Below are 19,548 nucleotides of genomic sequence, written 5' to 3' on the forward strand. Positions count from 1 at the left end.
GCACGCCACGCTACGTCCACTGGAGCAAAGCGCCCTCGATGGTTAATCCGGGGCCGAAGGCCATCGCCGCGCCGTAGGGGTTGGCGGTGGGGCCGCGCTCCAGGATGCGCTTCAGGACAAACAGGATGGTGGGCGAGCTCATGTTGCCGTTTTGCCGCAGCACCTCCAGGCTGTCCCGTACGGCCTCCGGCGGCAGCCCGATCACCTCGCGCGCCTTGTCAACGATGGCGCGCCCGCCGGGATGAATGGCCCAAAAGCCCACATCCGACGGCGCGGTCGCGGGAGGCAACAGGTCGCGGAGGTAGGCGGGCAGATGCTCGGCGATGACGTTGGGCACGCGCGAGGAGAGCCCCATCAGGAAGCCCGTATTGCCAATGGCCCACGTCATTGCATCCATCGAATCGTCGTCGAGGCGCGTCTGCGACCGGACGTACGTGAGCGCGCCGGAGGCGGCCGGCCGGTTCGAGAGCACAGCGGCCGCGGCGCCATCCGAAAAGAGCGCATTCACCACCACGCTCTCCAGCGCATCCTCCACCTGAAAGTGCAGGGTGCACAGCTCGGCGCACACCACCAATACGCGCGCCTCGGGGTGCTGCTGACAGAAGCTGTCGGCCACCCGCAGCGCGTTAAAGGCCGCGTAGCAGCCCATAAATCCGATGAACGTGCGCGGCGTGCCCCGCCCCAGGCCCAGGCGCTTGACCAGTTCGATGTCGAGCCCCGGTGCAAAGAACCCCGTGCAGCTCGCCACCACCACGTGCGTCACGTCCGATGCTTCCAGCCCGGCGTCGTTGAGCGCGCGCTGCGCGACGTCGGTGGCCAGGGGCACCACCGCGGCCCGATAGTGCTCGTTGCGTTGGCGCGTGGTGGGCGCCGGCTCCAATGCCCAGTTGGGCGGAAAGAATGTGAAGTCCGACGGATCGTCGCGCCCATAATCCGCGATGCAGCTGTAGCGGTAGTCGATGTGTGAGCTGCGGTACACCGCCGGCAACCGGCTGCGCAGCGAGGGCGAAAGCGTCTCGATGTTTTGCATGAACGCCGCCGCTTCGTCTTGCGACCGGCGGTGCGGCGGGTGGCCCGTGGCAATGGCGTCGATGACGGTGGGCATGAGGGGCGCACATCCTATGAGAAAATATGGGGCTGCATTACGCTCGCGGCCCGCGCTTGGTTGAAGGGATCTGCCCACAAGCGGCGTCGTTTGCGGAAACGTCGCATCTTTTTCCGCTATACCTGCCCCCTATGACTGACCTGCACGACCTCCCCGATGCCCACTTGCGCGTGTTCGAACGACCCGACGCGCCGCCGCCCGAGGCGATCGACTCGGTGCACCTGATTGGCATCTGCGGAACCGGCATGGGCGCACTGGCTGGCCTCCTAAAGGCGTCGGGCTGCACCGTGCGGGGCTCCGACGAGGCGGCCTATCCGCCCATGAGCACGCACCTGGCCGAGCAGGGCATTGAGGTGCTGGAAGGCTACGACCCCGCGCATCTCGATCCGCCGCCCGACCTCGTGGTGGTGGGCAACGCCTGCAGGCCCACGCACCCGGAGGCCACCTACGCCCGCGAGCAGGGCCTGGTGCAGCTCTCCTTCCCCGAGGCCCTCGCCCACATGATGCTGTCGGACGAGCGGCGCTCCATCGTGGTCGCCGGCACCCACGGCAAAACCACCACCACCGGCCTGCTCGTGCACGTCTTTCAGACCGCCGCGGCCGATCCCGGATTTTTAGTGGGCGGCGTGATGCAAAACACCGGCCGCAGCTACGCCCTGGGCACCGATCAGCCGTTCGTCATTGAGGGCGACGAGTACGACAGCGCCTACTTCGACAAGCGGCCGAAATTCATGCACTACCGGCCCGAAAAGGCCATCGTCACGTCGCTGGAGTTCGACCATGCCGACATCTACGACGATCCCCCCGCATATGCGGCAGCGTTTGAAGCGTTTGTGGGCCAACTCGGCCATCGCGACGGCCTGCTGGCATTGTGCGGCGACGATCCGGCGGTAGCTGCCCTCGCCGACCACACCGACGCCCGCGTGCGCACCTACGGCCTCGACGCCTCCAACGACATCAGCGCGGCCGACCTGCGCGTCACCCCCGAGGGCCAGCACTTTACCCTCACGATGGCCGGCTTGTCGCGCGGCGAGATGTTTCTGCCCATGCACGGCCGCCACAACCTGCAGAATGCCCTGGCCGTCGCCCTCATGGCGCTCACCGAAGGCTGCTCGCCCCAGCAGATTGCCGAAGGCTTCCGGACGTTTCAGGGCATGAAGCGCCGCCAAGAGGTGCGCGGCGAGGTGAACGACGTGCGCGTCATCGACGACTTCGCGCACCATCCCACCGCCGTTCGCACGACGCTGCAGGGGCTACGCAGCGCCTACCCCGAGCGGCGCCTTGTGGCCGTCTTTGAGCCGCGGAGCAATACGAGCCGGCGCAAGCTCTTTGAAGCCGCGTACGGCGAGGCGTTTGGGGCCGCCGACCGCGTACTGCTGAGCGCGCCCCCCGTGCGGCACAACGATACCAACGACGCCATGCTCGATCCCGAAGCGGTGGTGCGCACCATCCGCGCCGATGGACCGCCCGCGGCGGCCTACCCCGACGCCGACACCCTGCTGCCGGCCCTCGTGGAGGTCGTGCGGCCCGGCGACGTGGTGGTCATCATGAGCAACGGCAGCTTCGATGGGCTCCACGCGCGCCTCCTGGAGGCCCTGGAGGCTGCCGGATAGCCCGCGCTACTCGTGATGCGGCGGCCGCAGCGACCGCAGGGTGCGCGTGAGCGTAAACCGGACGCCCGTCACACCTTCCGGACTCACGCCGACGGCGAGGTCGATGTAGCTCTCGTCGCGGAACAGCGGCGCAAGGTGCACGCCCAGCGAAGCCGCCGGCCGCAACGGAACGGCTGCCGGCGTGACGGGCGGCTCCTCCGCAAACGTCACCGCCGGGTCGAAGTCCTCAAACACGTTGTTGTACACGCTGCCCACTTGGGCTGCGGCATGTCCTTCAATGCGAAACAGCTGCGCCACCGTCCCCACCGGAAATCGGTAGCCCACGGTGGCCAGCAGGCGGTCGTTGCCAAAGAAGCGGTCGCGGCGCCAGCCCGGCATCCGGCGCCCGTCCAAGCGCATGCGCAGATAGAACGGCACGGGCCCTCCGCTGCGCGCCCGGGTGATGCCCGCCGCCACAACGCCAAACAGCCGGTGCCGCCCGCCCAGCGGCACGTAGCCCGCCGCCTCTATCTGAAATTGATCGAACGTCAGTTCATCGGTGCCGAGGGTGCCGAAGCGCTCGGCGGTGCCTTGCAGCAGCAGTCCGCGGGTGGGTGCGGCGCGGCGGTCGCGCGTGTCATACGCCACGCTGCCCCCGGCCACCACCCCGTACGGATCGGCCGCCGCGGCCTGCGTCAGATGCGACTGGACGTCTGCAGGCGCCACTGGCGGGGCCTCCAGCGCATGCGCCCGCCAGCCCACATGCGGCTCCACCAGCACGCGGCCGTCGAGCAGCGTGTAGCCCAGGCGCACCGTGGCACGCACAGACTGCAGATCGGTGAGCGTACGCTGTGGCCCGCGCGCAAACGGCCCCAGCCCAAAAAACGGCTGGCGCGTGGTGGTCATGTAGCGACTTGTGAGGGCCACGTACCAGGGTGCCGCGTGGGGGTTGCGCGTAGCGATGGAGGCGGTGAGTACCGTCTCGTACTGCGCGGGCGCCGCGGTGAGCAGCGCCACCGTGCCCGGATGCCCCACGTGGTGCGCCACGAGCCCAGCGCCGCCGCCCCAGCCGGCTTGCGGGCCCCAGGTAGCTAGCGGATAGACGCGCAGGTTGAGGTACGGATCGGGCGGCGCAGCCTGCCCCCGCACCACGCCCATGCTGCAAAGCAGCAGCACGACCGCCCAGCACGCAATTTTATTCAGAATCCGGAAAACGGGTCGGCAGCGGATGTGCATAGAAGCAACGTATCAGCTATACTGACAGGCGTAGACGCGCAGGACTCTCAACCCTGCGTCTGCACCGAAAGGTTCGCCCGCACTCTTTTTTCTCAAGGCTCATTCGCATGCGCATTCTGATTCTTGGCAGCGGTGGACGCGAGCATGCCCTCGCTCGTGCGTTTGCTGCTTCGCCGTCTGTTGAGGCGTTGTTCGTTGCGCCCGGCAACCCGGGCACCGCCGCCCTCGGCACCACCCTCGACGTCGCCGCCACCAACGGACCGGCAGTGCTGGACCTCGTGGCGACGCATGCCATCGACATGACCGTCATTGGCCCCGAGCAGCCGCTGGTAGACGGCGTCGCCGACCGGTTGCGCAACGCCGGGCATGCGGTGGTGGGCCCCTCGCAGGCTGCGGCCCGCCTGGAGGGCAGCAAGGCGTTTGCCAAGGCGTTCATGCAGCGCTGCAACATCCCCACGGCTGCCTTCAAAACGTTCAGCGCGGCGGACGCCGACGCGGCCCGCGCGTACCTGGACGCCCAGCCGGTGCCCATCGTGGTAAAGGCGAGCGGCCTGGCCGGCGGCAAGGGCGCGTTCGTGTGCGCCACACGCCAGGAAGCGCACGACGCCCTCGATGCCATCGTGGAGGATCGGGCCTTCGGCACCGCCGGCGACCAGATCGTCATCGAGGAGTTTATGACCGGCGAGGAAGCCAGCGTCTTTGCGCTCACCGATGGCGACCGCTACGTGCTGCTGACCCCCTCGCAAGATCACAAAGCCATCGGCGAAGGCGGCGTGGGGCCCAACACCGGCGGCATGGGGGCCTATGCGCCCGCGCCGGTAGTGAGCGGCGGGCGCCTCACAACCATCTGCCGCACCATCATCGAACCCACCCTCGCGGGCATGGCGGCGGAGGGCCATCCGTATCAGGGCATTTTGTACTGCGGCCTGATGATGACCGACGCAGGCCCCAAGGTGGTTGAGTTTAACTGCCGGCTGGGCGACCCCGAGGCCCAGGTGGTGCTTCCGCTCATCGCGAACGACGTGGGCGATCTTTTCATGCAGGTGGCCCAGGGCGAACTGCGCGGCACCGCCGTCCAGGCGCGCGATGGCGCTGCGGCCTGCGTGGTGCTGGCCTCGGGCGGCTATCCAACCGACTACGAAACCGGATTCCCCATCACCGGCATCGAGGACGCAGAAACGGTAGAAGGCGTGCACGTCATTCACGCCGGCACGGCCCGCGCCGATGATGGCACGCTGGTTACGGCTGGCGGACGCGTGTGCAATGTGGTGGGCGTGGCCGATACGCTGGAGCACGCCCTGGAGCGCGCCTACCGTGGCGTTGAGGCGATCGAGTTTGAGGGCAAGACCGTGCGGCGCGATATCGGCCAAAAGGGCCTCATGCACCAGACCGCGGAGTGATCCTTACGACGAGGCCGATGGGGCGCTGCGGGCTTCGGTGTGCAGCAAGCGGTTGAGTCCGCGCAGCGGCAGCCACGCCCACGAGGGGCGGTGGTTCAGCTCGTAGCGCACTTCGTAGAGGGCCTTCTCAAAGAGGTACGCCCACAGCACATCATAGCGTGAGGGCTTCGGTTGCAAAAACGCGGCATCGCGCGCGGTGTCGGCGTAGGCGTCGAGAAATACGACATCGGACCACTGGATGAGGGCGTCGATCCACGGCTCGAAGGCCGCGTCGAGGGCGGCACGGTCTTGCCAGGCCGCCAGCACGGCGTACTCCAGCGAACGCAACATCCCCGCCACATCGCGCAGGGCGTTGTCGCGCTGCCGCCGCGCCGCAATGGAGCGGGCCGGCTCGCCCTCAAAATCCAAGAGGTAGAAATCGCCATCGGCGCGCAGCACCTGTCCGAGGTGGTAGTCGCCGTGGATGCGAATATGATCGGGGGTCGCGCGGATTTCGGCCAGCTGCTCGATGCGATCGAGCGCCGCGGCCCAGTCGGAGGCCTGCGGAAGGGACATTTTGCGCAGCGCCTCGTCGTGCGCGCGGTCGGCGAGCAGGTCGCGGGTGGCTTGCGCCTCATCGCGGATGCGCGCCGCGAGGGCCGCGCCTGTGCCGTCATCGGCGGGCTGCGGACGCAGCGCTTCGGTGGTGCCTTGGTGCAACGCGCGGTGCATCTCGGCAGTGCGCACGCCCAGCACGCGGGCCAGCGAAATCATTTCGGGGGCCACCTCCTCCAGCCACACCGGCACCACCGCGTCGTCGGTTGGGCCGTAGTGCGTGCCATCGGTGTGCAAGCGGGCCTCGCCCGGGAAGCGCGTTTGGGCCACGCGGTCCAGAAAGCGCGTGGTGCTGTCCAGCGCATAATTCCAGCCGTCCGTCTCCACCGGCAGCGCCTCCTGCAGGATGCCCAGCGTAAAGCGCTGATCGCCCTGGCGGAACTGCATGGTACCGTGCAGCCGCGGCGCAAACGTGAAGTCGACGGACGTCAGGTGGTCCAGCAGCTCTTGCTCGGGGTTGATGCCTTCTTCGAGGCGGCGGTAGAGCTTGACGAAGAACTGATCGCCTACGATGGCCGAGGTGTTGCTTTGCTCGCCGGTGAGGAGCCGTACGTTCTCGGGATCGGCAGCGGCCACGGCCTCCGAAGGTTCGGCCACGTACAAGCCCTTCAGGGAGCGGCGCTTGCTGTTCGATTGCCACCACTGGAACAGCACGGCCCAGAAGTGCTCGTTCACCGTGGCGTCGTACACGAGATAGCGCCCGTCGTCTTCAATGTCGATCCAGGCGACCGCGGCCGTCGGGTGGTCTTCCAGCACATGCGTGGCCTCGGCCACGCGCGCCACCGTGAGCGGCAGCGTGTACAGCGACGTGCCCTCGGCCGTCTCCACCGCGAGAATGGAGAGGTAAATGGAGGGGTTGGTGTGCAGGCGCACTGCATCGGCCACGTACACGTCATCGACCGCGCTGCTTTTGCCGCCAAACCATCGCTGCTTCTGGATGAAGTCGGGCAAGAGCGCTTCGAGTTGTTCGGGGCCACGGTCGCGGGCCATGGTGGGCACAAGCAAGTTCTGCAGCCCTTCGCTTACCCGCAGCACCGGCAGCTCGTGGCCGTTGGGGCCCGTCTCGATGCGCAGGCCGCGCCGGCGCTCGCTTTCGCGCTGCAGGTCGTCCGCCGGCGTCAGCTTGAACCAGTAGAAGCCGTGCGGCGCCAGCACCATGTGATAGTCCTCGTCGGCCTCGAATTGGGGAAAGGCCGTTTGGCCGAGCAGCTCCACCGGCGCGTGTCCGGCCAGCGCCTCGTGGGGCGGCACCGTAACCGACTGCGCGAACCGCGAGAGGTTGGCCATCACCAGAATCTGCTCGCCCTCATGCGCCCGCACAAACGTGAGGACCCGCTGGTTGTCGACCGGAATGAGCGCCAGCGTGCCCCGCCCAAACACTTCCTTGTGCTGCTGACGCAGCGTGATGAGGCGGCGCATAAAGTGCAGGAGCGAATGCGGGTCGCGCTCGGCATCCTCCACATTCACAAACTCGTAGCTGTACTGCCCCCGGTTGATGGGCGGCATAAACAGCTTATGATGCGGCGCCCGCGAGAATCCGCCGTTGCGGTCGGGGCTCCACTGCATGGGCGTGCGCACGCCGTTGCGGTCGCCCAGGAACGGATCGTCGCCCATCCCAATTTCGTCACCGTAATACACGACAGGGCTGCCTTTAAGCGAAAAGAGCAGCGCGTTCATCAGCTCGATGCGCCGGCGCTCGCCGCCCAGCAACGGCGCAAGCCGCCGCCGAATGCCCACGTTGATCCGGAAGCGGTCTTCGGCAGCGTACTCGTTGTACATGTAGTCGCGCTCCTCGTCGGTCACCATTTCGAGCGTCAGCTCGTCGTGGTTGCGCAAGAAGATGGCCCACTGCGCATCGTCGGGGATGTCGCGGGTTTGCTCCAGCATCTCTACCAGCGGGCGCCGGTTTTCGCGCCGCAGGGCCATGTACATGCGCGGCATAATCGGGAAGTTGAACGCCATCTGCACGCCGGTGCTTTGCTCGGCGTCGGCATCGCCAAAGTACGGCAGCGTGTCCTCCGGCCATTGGTTGGCCTCGGCCAGCAGCACCTTGCCGGGCCCGTAGCGCGCCTCGATGGCCGCGCGCAGCTCCTTCACGTAATCGATGGTTTCGGGCAGGTTCTCGCCGTTGGTGCCTTCGCGCTCGAACAGGTACGGCACCGCGTCGAGCCGCAACCCATCGACGCCCATGTCGAGCCAGAAGAACATCACCTCCTTCATCGTCTCGCGCACCGCCGGGTTGTCGTAGTTAAGGTCCGGCTGATGGCTAAAGAAGCGATGCCAGTAGTACTTTTGCGCCTTGGGGTCCCACGTCCAGTTCGAATCCTCGGTATCGGTAAAGATGATGCGTACATCTTCGTACTTCTCTTCCGTCTCGCTCCACACGTACCAGTCGTGCTTGTCGGAGGCGGGGTCGCGCGCTTCCTGAAACCACGGATGCTGGTCGGAGGTGTGGTTGAGCACCAGCTCGGTCACCACCCGCATGTCGCGGGCGTGCGCCTCGTCCAGGAAGGCTTGGAAGTCGTCCAGGTCGCCGTGGATGGGCAGCACCTTCGTGTAATCGGAGGTGTCGTAGCCGTCGTCTTTCAGCGGACTCTCGACGAAGGGCAGCAGCCACAGCGTATTTACGCCCAGGCGCTCCAGGTACGGCAACCGCTCGCGCAACCCCTGGAAGTCACCAAATCCGTCGTCGTTGGCATCGTTGAATGAGCGGACGTGCAGCTCATAGATGACGGCGTCTTTGTACCAGAGCGGGTCGTCGAGAAATCGATCAGGCATGCGGCGTAGGGGAAGGCTTTCGGGGCGTTTAGAGGCGAGTGCGTGGGTGTTATGCGTGCACGGGGCGATGATACACCGGATGCTGCGTTTCATGATGGCCGTGCCGGGCAATCCGAAACAGGTGCACCGGGGTGTGGCCCGGATCGAGGCGCACATAATTTGCAGCGCCCTGCCACGTGTAGTGGGCGTCGTGCAGCACGTCGGTCAGGTCGTACGGCTGATCGTGCGGCAGGCCTAGCTCATGCAGCGGCAGCACCACCTGGCCCTCTTGGACATGGTGCGGGTCGAGGTTGGCCACCACCAGCACGAGGTTGTCGGCCGTTTCTTTGGTGTAGGCCAGCAGGTTCAGGTTTTGAGTGTCATGAAACTGGATGGTGCGCATCTGGCGGAGCGCCGGGTTCTGCGCGCGGGCCGCGTTTACCTTCTGCATGAACGGCTGCAGCGACGACGGGTCGTTCCAGTTCCAGGTGCGAATCTCGTACTTCTCGTTCTGTGCGTACTCCTCGCGGTCGGGGTGCTGCACGTTGAACACGTGTTCGTAGGGCGGGCCGTACACGCCGTAGGCGCTCGACAGCGTAGCCGCCAGCACAAAGCGCACCTTGTGAGCCGCGCGGCCGCCGTGCACCAGATAATCGTGCAGGATGTCGGGCGTGTTGGGCCAAAAATTGGGCCGGAAGAACTCGGCCACTTCGGTATGAAAGAGCTCACGGGCGTAGTCTTCCAGCTCGTGCTTCGTGTTGCGCCACGTGAAGTACGTGTACGAGTTGTTGAAGCCGAGCTTGGCCAGCCCGTACATCGTCTTCGGCTGCGTAAAGGCTTCCGACAGCACAATGAGTTCGGGCGTATCCTTCCGTAGCTCCTGCAAGCACCATTCCCAAAAGGCAAACGACTTGGTGTGCGGGTTGTCCACGCGGAAGATGGTGACGCCATGTTCAATCCAGAACTCGAAGACGCTCTTCAGCTCCTGCCAGAGCGCCGGCCAATCGTCGGTTTCGAAGTTGATGGGGTAAACGTCCTGGTACTTCTTCGGCGGATTTTCGGCATAGCGGATGGAGCCGTCGGGGCGATGGTAAAACCACGCGGGGTGTTCTTCTACGTACGGGTGATCGGGCGAGGTTTGGAAGGCAATGTCGATGGCCACTTTCAGTCCAAGGCTTTCGGCCTCGCTCACGAAGCGGTCGAACGCCTCAATGCCGCCCAGGGCCGGGTGCACGCTTTTGTGGCCGCCGGAGGTGCCGTCGGCCGTAGGTCCGCCAATGGCCCACGGGCTGCCGGGGTCGTCGGGGCCCGCGGTGGGCGCGTTGTCTTTGCCCTTGCGATTCGTTTCGCCAATGGGATGCACCGGCGGCAGGTACACAATGTCGAAGCCCAACTCCTTGATGCGGGGCAGGCGCTTTGCCGCTTCATCCAGCGTAGCATGCGCCCCGGGCGTGTCGCCCGCCGAGCGCGGAAAGAACTCGTACCACGCCCCCGAGCGCGCAATCACCGGATCGACGAGCACCTCAAAGGTATCGCTCACCGTCTCCTGATCGTGCGGCGCGTACCGGCGCACCAGGGCCGCCAGCTCCTCGCTGAGGGCCGCGTCGTACAGGCCGTCCTGCATCTGCTCGTGGTAGCGCGCCAGCATCTCGCGGTCTTGGCCCGCGCTTGCCTCCAGCGCCCGCGCCACCAAATCGAGCCCTGCCTTCAGCTCGCTCGCCAGCTCCGCTTCCGACTCGCCGCCGTCCACCCGGCGCGCAAACTGATCCTGCCACGTCGCAAAGCGGTTCAGCCAGGCGCGCACGCGGTAGGCATGCCGCCCCAGCTGGTGCGTACCAAACGACGCCGTAAACTCGTCGTTGCCCTCCGGCGTCATGCGCACGGTCGTCCACGCCGTCGTCTGCGGCGGCTGATGCTGCAGCTCCACCGTCAGCACGTCGTGGCTGTCAATGATCACCCCGGCGCGCACATGCACCGACTCGCCTTTGGCGCGCTTGATGGGCCAGCGCCCGCCATCCACCGACGGGTGCACGGACGTAATCATGATGCGCGACCAATCCGACGGCATCGTTGTTGCTTCAAGTGCTGTGGACATGAAAGAGACGTAACAGTTGGTGGAGAGAAACAGGCGATGGCGCATCCGCTCCTACGCAACCCATCGGCTGTGCGTGCGCGCCGATCACGTATGCGCCGATCATACGATAGGCAATAGACCGGAGACTTCATAGCACGATGCGCCGGTAGTGCATAGGAACATGCGCATGGGGTTGTTCGATGGATGAAGGTGCCGTGCATATTTTACCCGGCATCCCGTAAGGCCCAACGCCGCCGGTTCGTATTTCCCCACTCGCAGAATGCCGTTTTATGGAAGAATTTGTTGCTGAACAACGCGTGGACACGGTCTCCTCCCCGCGCGGATTGCGCATTCGTCCCGGAAAACCCTATCCGCGCGGCTCCATGTGGGACGGCATTGGGGTCAACTTTGCGCTGCATAGCGCACATGCCGAAAAGGTGGAATTGTTGCTGTTCGATCATAAAGATGCAACCGAGCCCTCGTTCGTGTTTGAGTTGCCCGAGCGGACCGGCCCCATCTGGCACGGCTATCTCGTGAACCTGCGCCCCGGACAGCTATACGGCTACCGCGTGTACGGCCCGTACGATCCGGCCCACGGCCACCGCTTCAACCCAAACAAGGTACTGCTCGACCCCTACGCCAAGGCCATTGGGCGCCCGCTGCGCTGGGACGACAGCCTCTTTGGCTACGACGTATCGGACGAGGAGCAAAAAGACCTGTCGTTTAGCACGACCGACAGCGCCCCCTACGCGCCGCTCGCGGCGGTTGTGGAGGAGACCTTCTCGTGGGGCAACGACCGCTCGCCTGCCATCCCGTGGGAGGAGACGATCATCTACGAGACGCACGTCAAGGGCATCACGCAGCGCCACCCCGAGGTGCCCGAGCCCCTGCGCGGCACGTACCTGGGCCTGGCCTCCGAGCCCATCATCGACCATCTCCAAAATCTTGGCATCACCACGGTGCAGTTGCTTCCGGTGCACGCGAAGCTGCAAGACCGGCATCTGCTCAAAAAGGGGCTGCGCAACTACTGGGGCTACAACACGATGGCCTACTTTGCGCCCGAGCCCGAGTACTCCACCAACGGCCCCATCACCGCGGTGCGCGACTTCAAGATGATGGTGCGCGCCCTGCACGACGCCGGGCTTGAGGTCATCATCGACGTGGTGTACAACCACACGTGCGAGGGCCATCAGATGGGGCCTACGCTTTCGCTGCGCGGCATCGACAACCGCACGTACTACAAGCTAAATCCCGATGACAAGCGGTTCTACATGGATTACACCGGCACGGGCAACACGCTCGATCCCGGCGATCCGTACGTCCTGCAGCTCATCATGGACAGCCTGCGCTACTGGGTGAACGAGATGCACGTGGACGGCTTCCGCTTTGATCTTGCGTCGGCCCTGGCGCGCGAGCTCTACGACATCAACATGCTGGCGCCGTTCTTCAAGATCGTGCAGCAGGATCCGGTGCTCAGCCAGGTGAAGCTGATTGCCGAACCGTGGGACGTGGGGCCGGGCGGCTACCAGGTGGGCGGCTTTCCGTGGCAATGGGCCGAGTGGAACGGCCGCTACCGCGATGCGGTGCGTCGCTTTTGGCGCGGCGACGGCGGGCTGCAGGGCGAAATTGCTACGCGCGTGTCGGGGTCGAGCGACCTCTACGAGCGCTCGGGGCGCCGGCCGTTTGCCTCCGTCAACTTCATTACGGCCCATGACGGCTTTTCGCTGCAGGACCTGGTGAGCTACGAGCGGAAGCACAACGAGGCCAACGGCGAGAACAACCGCGACGGCCACAACGACAACCTCAGCACCAACTGCGGCGTGGAAGGACCGAGCGACGATCCCGACGTGGTTGCGTGCCGCGAGCGCCGCAAACGCAGCCTCATTGCTACGCTGCTCCTCTCGCAGGGCGTGCCCATGCTACTGGGTGGCGACGAACTGTCGCACACGCGCGGCGGCAACAACAATCCGTACTGCCAGGACAACGAGGTGACGTGGTACGACTGGGACCTGGATGCCCGCGAGGAGAAGTTTCTGACGTTTGTGCAGCGCCTCACTGCCTTCCGGAAGGCACATCCTAGCTTTCACCGGCGGCACTTTCTTACGGCGGGGGATGAAGTAGAAGGCCCCGGCGATGCCCTCTGGTGGCACCCCGACGGCCGCGAGATGTCCGACGCCGACTGGAACGACGGCGGGCTGCGCTGCTTCGGCTTCTTGCTGCGCGGCCACATCGCCGACACCAACACGCGCGGCGAACCCGTACGCGACGACACATTCCTCGTGCTCATGAACCAGGGCGACGCCCCCGTCACCGTCACGTTGCCTTCCGAAACGCACGACGACGACCCCGTCTGCGAGGCGTGGACCGTCATCGACGAGCTCACCGAAATGGTGCGCAACAAAACGCGCTGCGTGGCGGGCGGCACCCTAACGCTGCATCCGCATAGCGTCACGGCCCTGCGGGCTGAACGCTAGACCTACCGTGGTAGGGACGACCCGCGGGTCGTCCCTACATTCCGGCGGATCGTCCCTACATTAGCGTAGGCGGATAATGCTGTGGTGTCGTTTTGACCGAACAGGGTTCGGCTCAACCGTGCGGGGTGCCGTTCGTGGCGGGGGCCGCAGCCGCTTCGGGCTTCACGGTCTCAAACGTTAGCCCATCGGCGCTCGCGTCGTAGGCAATGCGCACCGTGTCGCCGTCTGCAATCCAGCCGCTTAGCAGCTCCTCGGCCAGGGGATTGGAGACCTGGCGCTGCATGACGCGCTTCAGCGGGCGCGCCCCAAACGCCGGATCGTAGCCGCGCTCGGCCAACCAATCCTTGGCCTCGTCGGTGAGCGTAAGCGTGAGGTCGTGGCTCTTCGCCGCAATCTTCGCAATGCGGTTGAACTGAATCTCCACGATCTCGCGGATCTCTTCGCGGCCCAGCGAGCGGAACATCACAATGTCGTCGATCCGGTTCAAAAACTCCGGACGCAGCCGCTTCTTCAGCAGGGCCAGCACTTCTTCTTCCAGCTTCTGCTGCTCGGCGTCCGACAGGTGCCCATCGTCCGATGCCAGCTCCATACGCTCCGAGATGACCTCCGAGCCCATGTTGCTCGTCATGATGATGATGGTGTTGGTGAAGTCGACCGTGCGGCCCTGGTTGTCCGTCAGGCGGCCGTCGTCCAGCATCTGCAGCAGCACGTTGAAGATCTCGGGATGCGCCTTCTCAATCTCGTCGAGCAGCACCACCGAGTAGGGCCGCCGCCGCACCGCTTCGGTGAGCTGGCCGCCCTCCTCGTAGCCCACGTAGCCGGGGGCCGCGCCAATCAGGCGGCTGGCCGTGTGGCGCTCCTGGTACTCGCTCATGTCGATGCGCACCATCGCGTCCTCGTCGTTAAACAAGAACGCCGCTAGACTCTTCGCGAGCTCCGTTTTGCCGACGCCTGTGGTGCCCAAAAAGATGAACGAGCCGATGGGCCGCGATTCTTCCTGCAGCCCTGCGCGCCCGCGGCGCACCGCATCCGCAACGGCTTTGATGGCCTCGGGCTGGCCCACCACGCGCTTCGAGAGCTCCTCCTCCATGCGAAGCAGCTTCTGGCGCTCGCTCTCCATCATGCGGCTGACGGGGATGCCCGTCCAGCGCGCCACAATTTCGGCAATGTCTTCGCCTTCAATCTCTTCTTTGAGGAGCGCACCGTCTTCCTGAATGGCTTGCAGTTTTTCGTTGGCGGCTTCAGCCTCCTGCTCCAATTCCGGAATTTCGCCGTACCGGATTTCGGCGACGCGATCGTACTTGCCTTCCCGCTCCAGATTTTCTGCCTCGACGCGGAGCTTGTCCATCTGCTCCTTCGCGCGGCGCACGGTCTGGATCAGGTCTTTTTCCTCTCTCCAGCGCGTCTTGAGGGCATCGCGCTCGTCTTCGAGATCGGCAATCTGCCGGTTGATATCGTTGAGCTTCTCGTCGTCCTCATCGCGCTTCACCGCCTCGCGCTCAATCTCCAGCTGCCGGATGTCGCGCTCCAGCTGGTCGAGCGCGGCAGGCATCGAGTCGATTTCGATGCGGAGCTGCGCGGCGGCCTCGTCGATCAGGTCGATGGCCTTATCCGGCAGGAAACGGTCCGAGATGTAGCGCTCGCTCAGGTCGGCCGCGGCCACGAGCGCACTGTCCTGAATGCGCACCCCGTGGTGCACCTCGTAGCGCTCCTTTAGGCCACGCAGAATGGAGACGGTGTCCTCTACCGAGGGCTCGTCGATGATGACCTTTTGGAAGCGGCGCTCCAGGGCGCGATCCTTCTCAAAGTGCTTGCGGTACTCGTCGAGCGTGGTGGCGCCAATGGCGCGCAGTTCGCCGCGGGCCAGCGCGGGCTTCAGGATGTTGGCCGCATCCATCGCGCCTTCGGCCGCACCGGCGCCCACAAGGGTATGGATCTCGTCGATAAACAGGATGAGCTCGCCGTCGGAGCCGCTCACTTCCTTGACAACGGCCTTCAGGCGATCCTCAAACTCGCCGCGGTACTTGGCGCCCGCGATGAGCGCCCCCATGTCGAGCGCCACGATGCGCTTCGTCTGCATGCTCTCGGGCACATCGCCGTGCACAATGCGCGTGGCGATGCCTTCGGCGATCGCTGTTTTGCCCACGCCGGCTTCGCCCACCAAGATCGGGTTGTTCTTGGTGCGGCGGCTCAAGATTTGCAGCACGCGCCGGATCTCCTGATCGCGCCCAATGACCGGGTCAATCTTGCCCTGACGCGCCAGGTCGTTGAGGTCGCGCGCGAAGCGGTCGAGCGCCTCGTAGCGGCTTTCCGCATGCGGATCGTCGGCGCTCTGCCCGCCGCGCACATCGCCTAGCACCTGCATGATCTTGTCCTTCGTGGCGCCCTGCGCGCGCAGCGCGTCGCCGATGGCGTTTTTGCCTTCCACCAGGCCAATGAGCAGATGCTCGGTCGATACGTATTCGTCGCCAATGACATCGGCCTCGGCGCGGGCCCGGTCGAACACCTTCTTGAGGTCCTCGCTCAGGTACTGCCCCGTCGCGCTAGCGCCGGTAACGGTGGGCAGTTTCTCGCGCTCGGCCTCGGCTGTTTGCCGCAACGCCTCCACCGAAGCGCCCAGGCGCCGCAAAATGGACGTTGCAATGCTCTCGGGATCGCCCACGAACGCCTCCAACAGGTGAGCGGGCGCCACCCCTTGGTGATGGGCCGACGCCGCAATTTCGGTCGCTTTCTGCACAGCTTCCTGCGCCTTAACGGTAAACTTTTGCAGGTTCATACGATGTGGGAGTGATTGATGACGGTAATGGGGGAGCAGCAGGCGCATGTCCTGCATCGTTCACCGCATAACGGAACCAAAAGCATACCACACCCGCCAATCCGCCAAAATGACAGCACGCGGAGGCAGGGCGCGTCGCATGAACGTATTGTAAAATGACGCGGCGCGTTACCGCTCTTTTGAAACCTTATGACGCAGCGCGTTATTCAAGGATATGCAGTACGCGCAGTTGCCTTGCCACAGTATTTTGCATTTTATCCCTACCTGTTATGAGCACGCAAGAAACCAAACAGAAGCAAACGAATCAGCTGCCGCAAGAATTGTCGAACGTGACGAAGGAGCTGAGCGGCCGCGCCCGTGAGGTATGGCTGGCGGGCCTCGGTGCCCTGTCGCGCCTCGAAGAAGAGGGCGACAAGGTGTTTAAGTCGCTGGTCGAACGCGGCAAAACCTACGAAGGCAAGCGCCGCAACCAAATTGATGACGTGGCCAACGACCTGCGCAAGCAGCAGGAGACCATCAGCAAGAACGTGACCGAAAGCGTCAACAAGACCACCGAGACGGTGAGCAAAGCCGTCAACGAAACGCTTACCGGTGCGCTGGGCCGCCTGGGCGTCCCGACGCGCGACGAGGTGCAGGGGCTCTCGGAGAAGGTGGGCGCGCTTTCGAAGAAGCTCGACGACCTGTCGGCGCTCCTGGACGCGCAAGCCGCGGCGCAGGATGCCACGACGACGGTGTACCACGTCATTCCGCACGAAGACGGCTGGGCCGTGAAGCGTGAGTCGGCGGAGCAAGCCGCGGGCGTGTACGACACGAAGAAGGAAGCAGTGGATGCCGCCCGCTCCGTTGCGAAGAAGCACGCGCCCAGTGAGCTGATCGTGCACAAGCAAGATCGCTCGGTGCAGGAGACCTTCTCCTACGACGGCGACGATGCCTAACCGGGCCTCGTAGATCCAACCCAACGCTGTACGACGCCCGTCTGCTCTTGTGGCAGGCGGGCGTTTTTTTGGTACCGCCGCCCGCGCTCTATCGGAACAGGCTGGTAGACAACGAAAGGCCCAGCACGTACGGCGCCGTGTTGCGCACGGTCGAGTTGATGGGGCTGCTCAAGAAAAGTCCGGGCCGAACGTACGGCGTGTTAAAGATGACGGTGCCCGTGGCGTAAAAGAGGGTATTGGGGCCGGGCTGCGTGGTGAGCACCGTTCGGGCGCTGCCCGCAAGACCAATCGTCACCCACTCATCTTCGCGCCAGAACTGCACGCTGTAGTGCGACCGAACAGCCTGCTCGGTCGTGGCCCCCGATGGCGCCGTGGGATGCTCGGCATACACGAGGCCCGCGCGCAACCGCGCGGTTAGCTTCTCGCCCAGCTGCAGCCGCCCGTTGAGCGCCAAATGCCCGCTGTACTCCTCGGGCACGAACGCCTTGGTGCGCCCCACGCTCGCCAACGGATCGAGCCCGGCCGCGCCGCCAAACGAGGCAAGGCCCAAGCGCCCGCCGACCTCCACCAAAAACGGCCAGTCGACCCCGGCGAGCCGCAGCCCCAGGTACGGATTTCCAACCGTGGACGTGGCGGCGCCTCCGGCGACAGCGGCATTTACCGACACCGGCACTTCCGCAACCACCTCAATGTTTTCGTTGATCAGGTACCCAGCGCTCACGAACACCGCCTGCCCCGAGCGGCCTGTAGCGTCGTCATACAACGGCTGCATCCACTCCACCGCCACCTGCGAGGGCACATACGGCGCCGTCCAGATGGTTTGCGCCGCGCTATGCGCCGCCGTTGCCATCCACAAGATCATCAGAACATAGGTTGCGCGAACACACGTCATGGGGCATGCACCGTTCGACAAAAAAGCACGAGGCCGCAGGAGAATTTGCATAACCTCCCCTGCATTTCTCAATGTGCACAACTATCTTTGGAATGTTGTGAGTGCCTGTTGAAGAATTGCCGCGTCCCTATGTTTTCTACCGTTCCCGCTGCCACCACACACCGCCCGCGCGCCGAGCGTCTCCAGCTACTGGAAGCGCTTCGCACCTCGTTCGACGGGCTCGACACAACCTACGAACGCGCCGATGGCACCCGTCAGCGGCGCATTTACCTCGACAGCGCCGCGTCCAACCTGCGCTGCACCGCCGCCCGCGCCATGGCCGACCGGGCGATGCAGCACTACGCCAACACGCACTCGCAGCTGCACATGGGGGCATCGCTCATGACGGCCCTTTACGACGAGGCCCACGCCATTGTCCGCCGCTTTGTGGGCGCGCCGGAAGCCTACACCGCCATCTTTTGCGGAACGGGCGTGACGGGCGGCCTCAACCGCATGGCGCGCGTGCTTACCGCGCAGCGTCCCTCGCGCGACGTGGTCATCACGACCATGATGGAGCACCACGCCAACGATTTGCCGCACCGCAAGCACGCCGGCCGCGTGGTGCACGTGCCGCTTGCGCACGATCCGGACGGCGAAGCGGGCCGCGTGGACATGGACGCCCTGCGCCGTGCCATCCGCACCCATGCCGACCGGCTCAACTACGTGGCCGTCACGGCAGCGTCGAACGTCACGGGCATCACCAACCCCGTGCACGAGATCGCGCGCCTCGCGCATGACGTGGGGGCGCTGTGCGTGGTCGACGCGGCACAGTCGGCGGCGCATAGCCCCATTCGCATAACGGGCGACCGCGACGACGAGGCCCTCGATGTGGTGTGCCTGAGCGGCCACAAGATCTACGCGCCGGGCAGTCCGGGCGTCATCGTGGCGCGCAAGGACCTGTTTGCCGGGCACGAGCCGGAAGAAGTGGGCGGCGGGATCGTGGAGTTTGTCGACACCGAGCGCTACACTGTCACCGACGCGCTGCCCGACCGCGAAGAAACCGGCACGCCAAACCTGCCGGGCGCCTTCCTGCTCGCCAGCATGCTCCTCTTGATGGAGCGTGTGGGCATGGACCTGATTGCCGAGGACGAGCGCGCCCTCACGCAGTACGCCATGGAGCGCTTCACCGCCATCGACGGCTTGCACCTGTACGGCTCGCACCGGCTGGAGGTGGCCGAGCGCATCGGCGTGCTCACGTTTAACCTGGAGGGACTGCCCCACGGCCTGGTAACGGCTATCCTGAACGACTACTTCGGGATTGCGGTGCGCAACGAGTGCTTCTGTGCGCAACCCTTCGTGCGGCAGCTGCTGGGGATTGCCGATGCAACCGGCGTGGCCCCCGACTCTTGCCTCGATACCTGCACGCCGCAGGCGCAACCGGGCATGGTGCGCGTGTCGCTCGGCCTGTACAATACGCGGGCGGATGTTGACGCAGCGGCCGACGCCCTCGCCGACATCGCCGCACGGCCGGACGCATACCGCTCGAAATACCGCGCGCTGCGCAATGGACACGGCGATTGGGCGCACACCGACTTCAACGTGCCGCCGCACGAGCTGCTGACCCTGGAGGGTGCGGCCGACGATTGGGTGCGCGACGCCTTGTCCTCGTAGGCGACGCCGCACGCAGCGCCCCCGGCCGGTTCATGGTACCCTCGCCTGAACTTGAACCAGGAT

Annotated in this window: 11 protein-coding genes; 5 read left to right on the forward strand and 6 right to left on the reverse strand. The window is 65.2% G+C overall.

Annotation, left to right across the window (positions count from 1 at the left end; translation table 11 throughout):
* Positions 1-10 precede the first annotated feature (10 nt).
* Positions 11-1,105, reverse strand: a complete 1,095-nt coding sequence (locus SALLO_RS0105940) for a type III polyketide synthase (RefSeq protein WP_028566957.1) — start codon at positions 1,103-1,105, stop codon at positions 11-13.
* A 131-nt stretch (positions 1,106-1,236) separates the two neighbouring features.
* Between SALLO_RS0105940 and SALLO_RS0105945 the strand changes: the two genes are divergently transcribed.
* Entirely contained in the window at positions 1,237-2,718 is a 1,482-nt protein-coding gene (locus SALLO_RS0105945; protein ID WP_022835402.1) for a UDP-N-acetylmuramate--L-alanine ligase, read from the forward strand.
* Between the two features lie 6 nt (positions 2,719-2,724).
* Here the strand turns inward: SALLO_RS0105945 and SALLO_RS0105950 are convergent, their stop codons facing one another.
* Positions 2,725-3,873 (reverse strand): BamA/TamA family outer membrane protein, encoded by a 1,149-nt coding sequence (locus SALLO_RS0105950; RefSeq protein WP_169577896.1) that lies wholly within the window; start codon positions 3,871-3,873, stop codon positions 2,725-2,727.
* Positions 3,874-4,040: 167 nt separating this feature from the next.
* On the opposite strand from SALLO_RS0105950, the gene purD reads away from it, so the two are divergent.
* Positions 4,041-5,333, forward strand: coding sequence for a phosphoribosylamine--glycine ligase (purD, locus tag SALLO_RS0105955; protein WP_022835403.1), 1,293 nt, complete (start codon positions 4,041-4,043; stop codon positions 5,331-5,333).
* 3 nt (positions 5,334-5,336) lie between these two features.
* Here the strand turns inward: purD and treS are convergent, their stop codons facing one another.
* Both treS and SALLO_RS0105965 read right to left on the reverse strand, forming a co-directional pair.
* On the reverse strand, positions 5,337-8,705 hold the full coding sequence (treS, locus tag SALLO_RS15585; RefSeq protein ID WP_040605730.1) for a maltose alpha-D-glucosyltransferase: 3,369 nt from the start codon (positions 8,703-8,705) through the stop codon (positions 5,337-5,339).
* A 49-nt stretch (positions 8,706-8,754) separates the two neighbouring features.
* On the reverse strand, positions 8,755-10,779 hold the full coding sequence (locus SALLO_RS0105965) for an alpha-1,4-glucan--maltose-1-phosphate maltosyltransferase (RefSeq protein ID WP_228702782.1): 2,025 nt from the start codon (positions 10,777-10,779) through the stop codon (positions 8,755-8,757).
* A gap of 269 nt (positions 10,780-11,048) precedes the next feature.
* On the opposite strand from SALLO_RS0105965, the gene glgX reads away from it, so the two are divergent.
* On the forward strand, positions 11,049-13,232 hold the full coding sequence (glgX, locus tag SALLO_RS15590) for a glycogen debranching protein GlgX (RefSeq protein ID WP_022835406.1): 2,184 nt from the start codon (positions 11,049-11,051) through the stop codon (positions 13,230-13,232).
* Between the two features lie 112 nt (positions 13,233-13,344).
* Here the strand turns inward: glgX and clpB are convergent, their stop codons facing one another.
* A complete protein-coding gene (clpB, locus tag SALLO_RS0105975; RefSeq protein ID WP_022835407.1) occupies positions 13,345-16,008 on the reverse strand; it encodes an ATP-dependent chaperone ClpB in 2,664 nt (887 codons plus the stop codon).
* A gap of 269 nt (positions 16,009-16,277) precedes the next feature.
* Here clpB and SALLO_RS15595 point away from each other — a divergent pair, with 269 nt between their 5' ends.
* Complete coding sequence (locus SALLO_RS15595; RefSeq protein WP_022835408.1) at positions 16,278-16,943, forward strand: phasin family protein; 666 nt, start codon at positions 16,278-16,280, stop codon at positions 16,941-16,943.
* A gap of 88 nt (positions 16,944-17,031) precedes the next feature.
* Here SALLO_RS15595 and SALLO_RS17700 read toward each other — a convergent pair whose 3' ends face one another.
* Positions 17,032-17,835, reverse strand: coding sequence for a hypothetical protein (locus tag SALLO_RS17700; protein WP_022835409.1), 804 nt, complete (start codon positions 17,833-17,835; stop codon positions 17,032-17,034).
* 129 nt (positions 17,836-17,964) lie between these two features.
* On the opposite strand from SALLO_RS17700, the gene SALLO_RS0105990 reads away from it, so the two are divergent.
* Positions 17,965-19,485: an aminotransferase class V-fold PLP-dependent enzyme gene (locus SALLO_RS0105990; RefSeq protein WP_022835410.1), complete on the forward strand. Its 1,521-nt coding sequence runs from the start codon at positions 17,965-17,967 to the stop codon at positions 19,483-19,485.
* Positions 19,486-19,548 lie beyond the last annotated feature (63 nt).

The sequence above is a fragment of the Salisaeta longa DSM 21114 genome, assembly GCF_000419585.1.
In the GTDB taxonomy this organism is placed as follows: domain Bacteria; phylum Bacteroidota; class Rhodothermia; order Rhodothermales; family Salinibacteraceae; genus Salisaeta; species Salisaeta longa.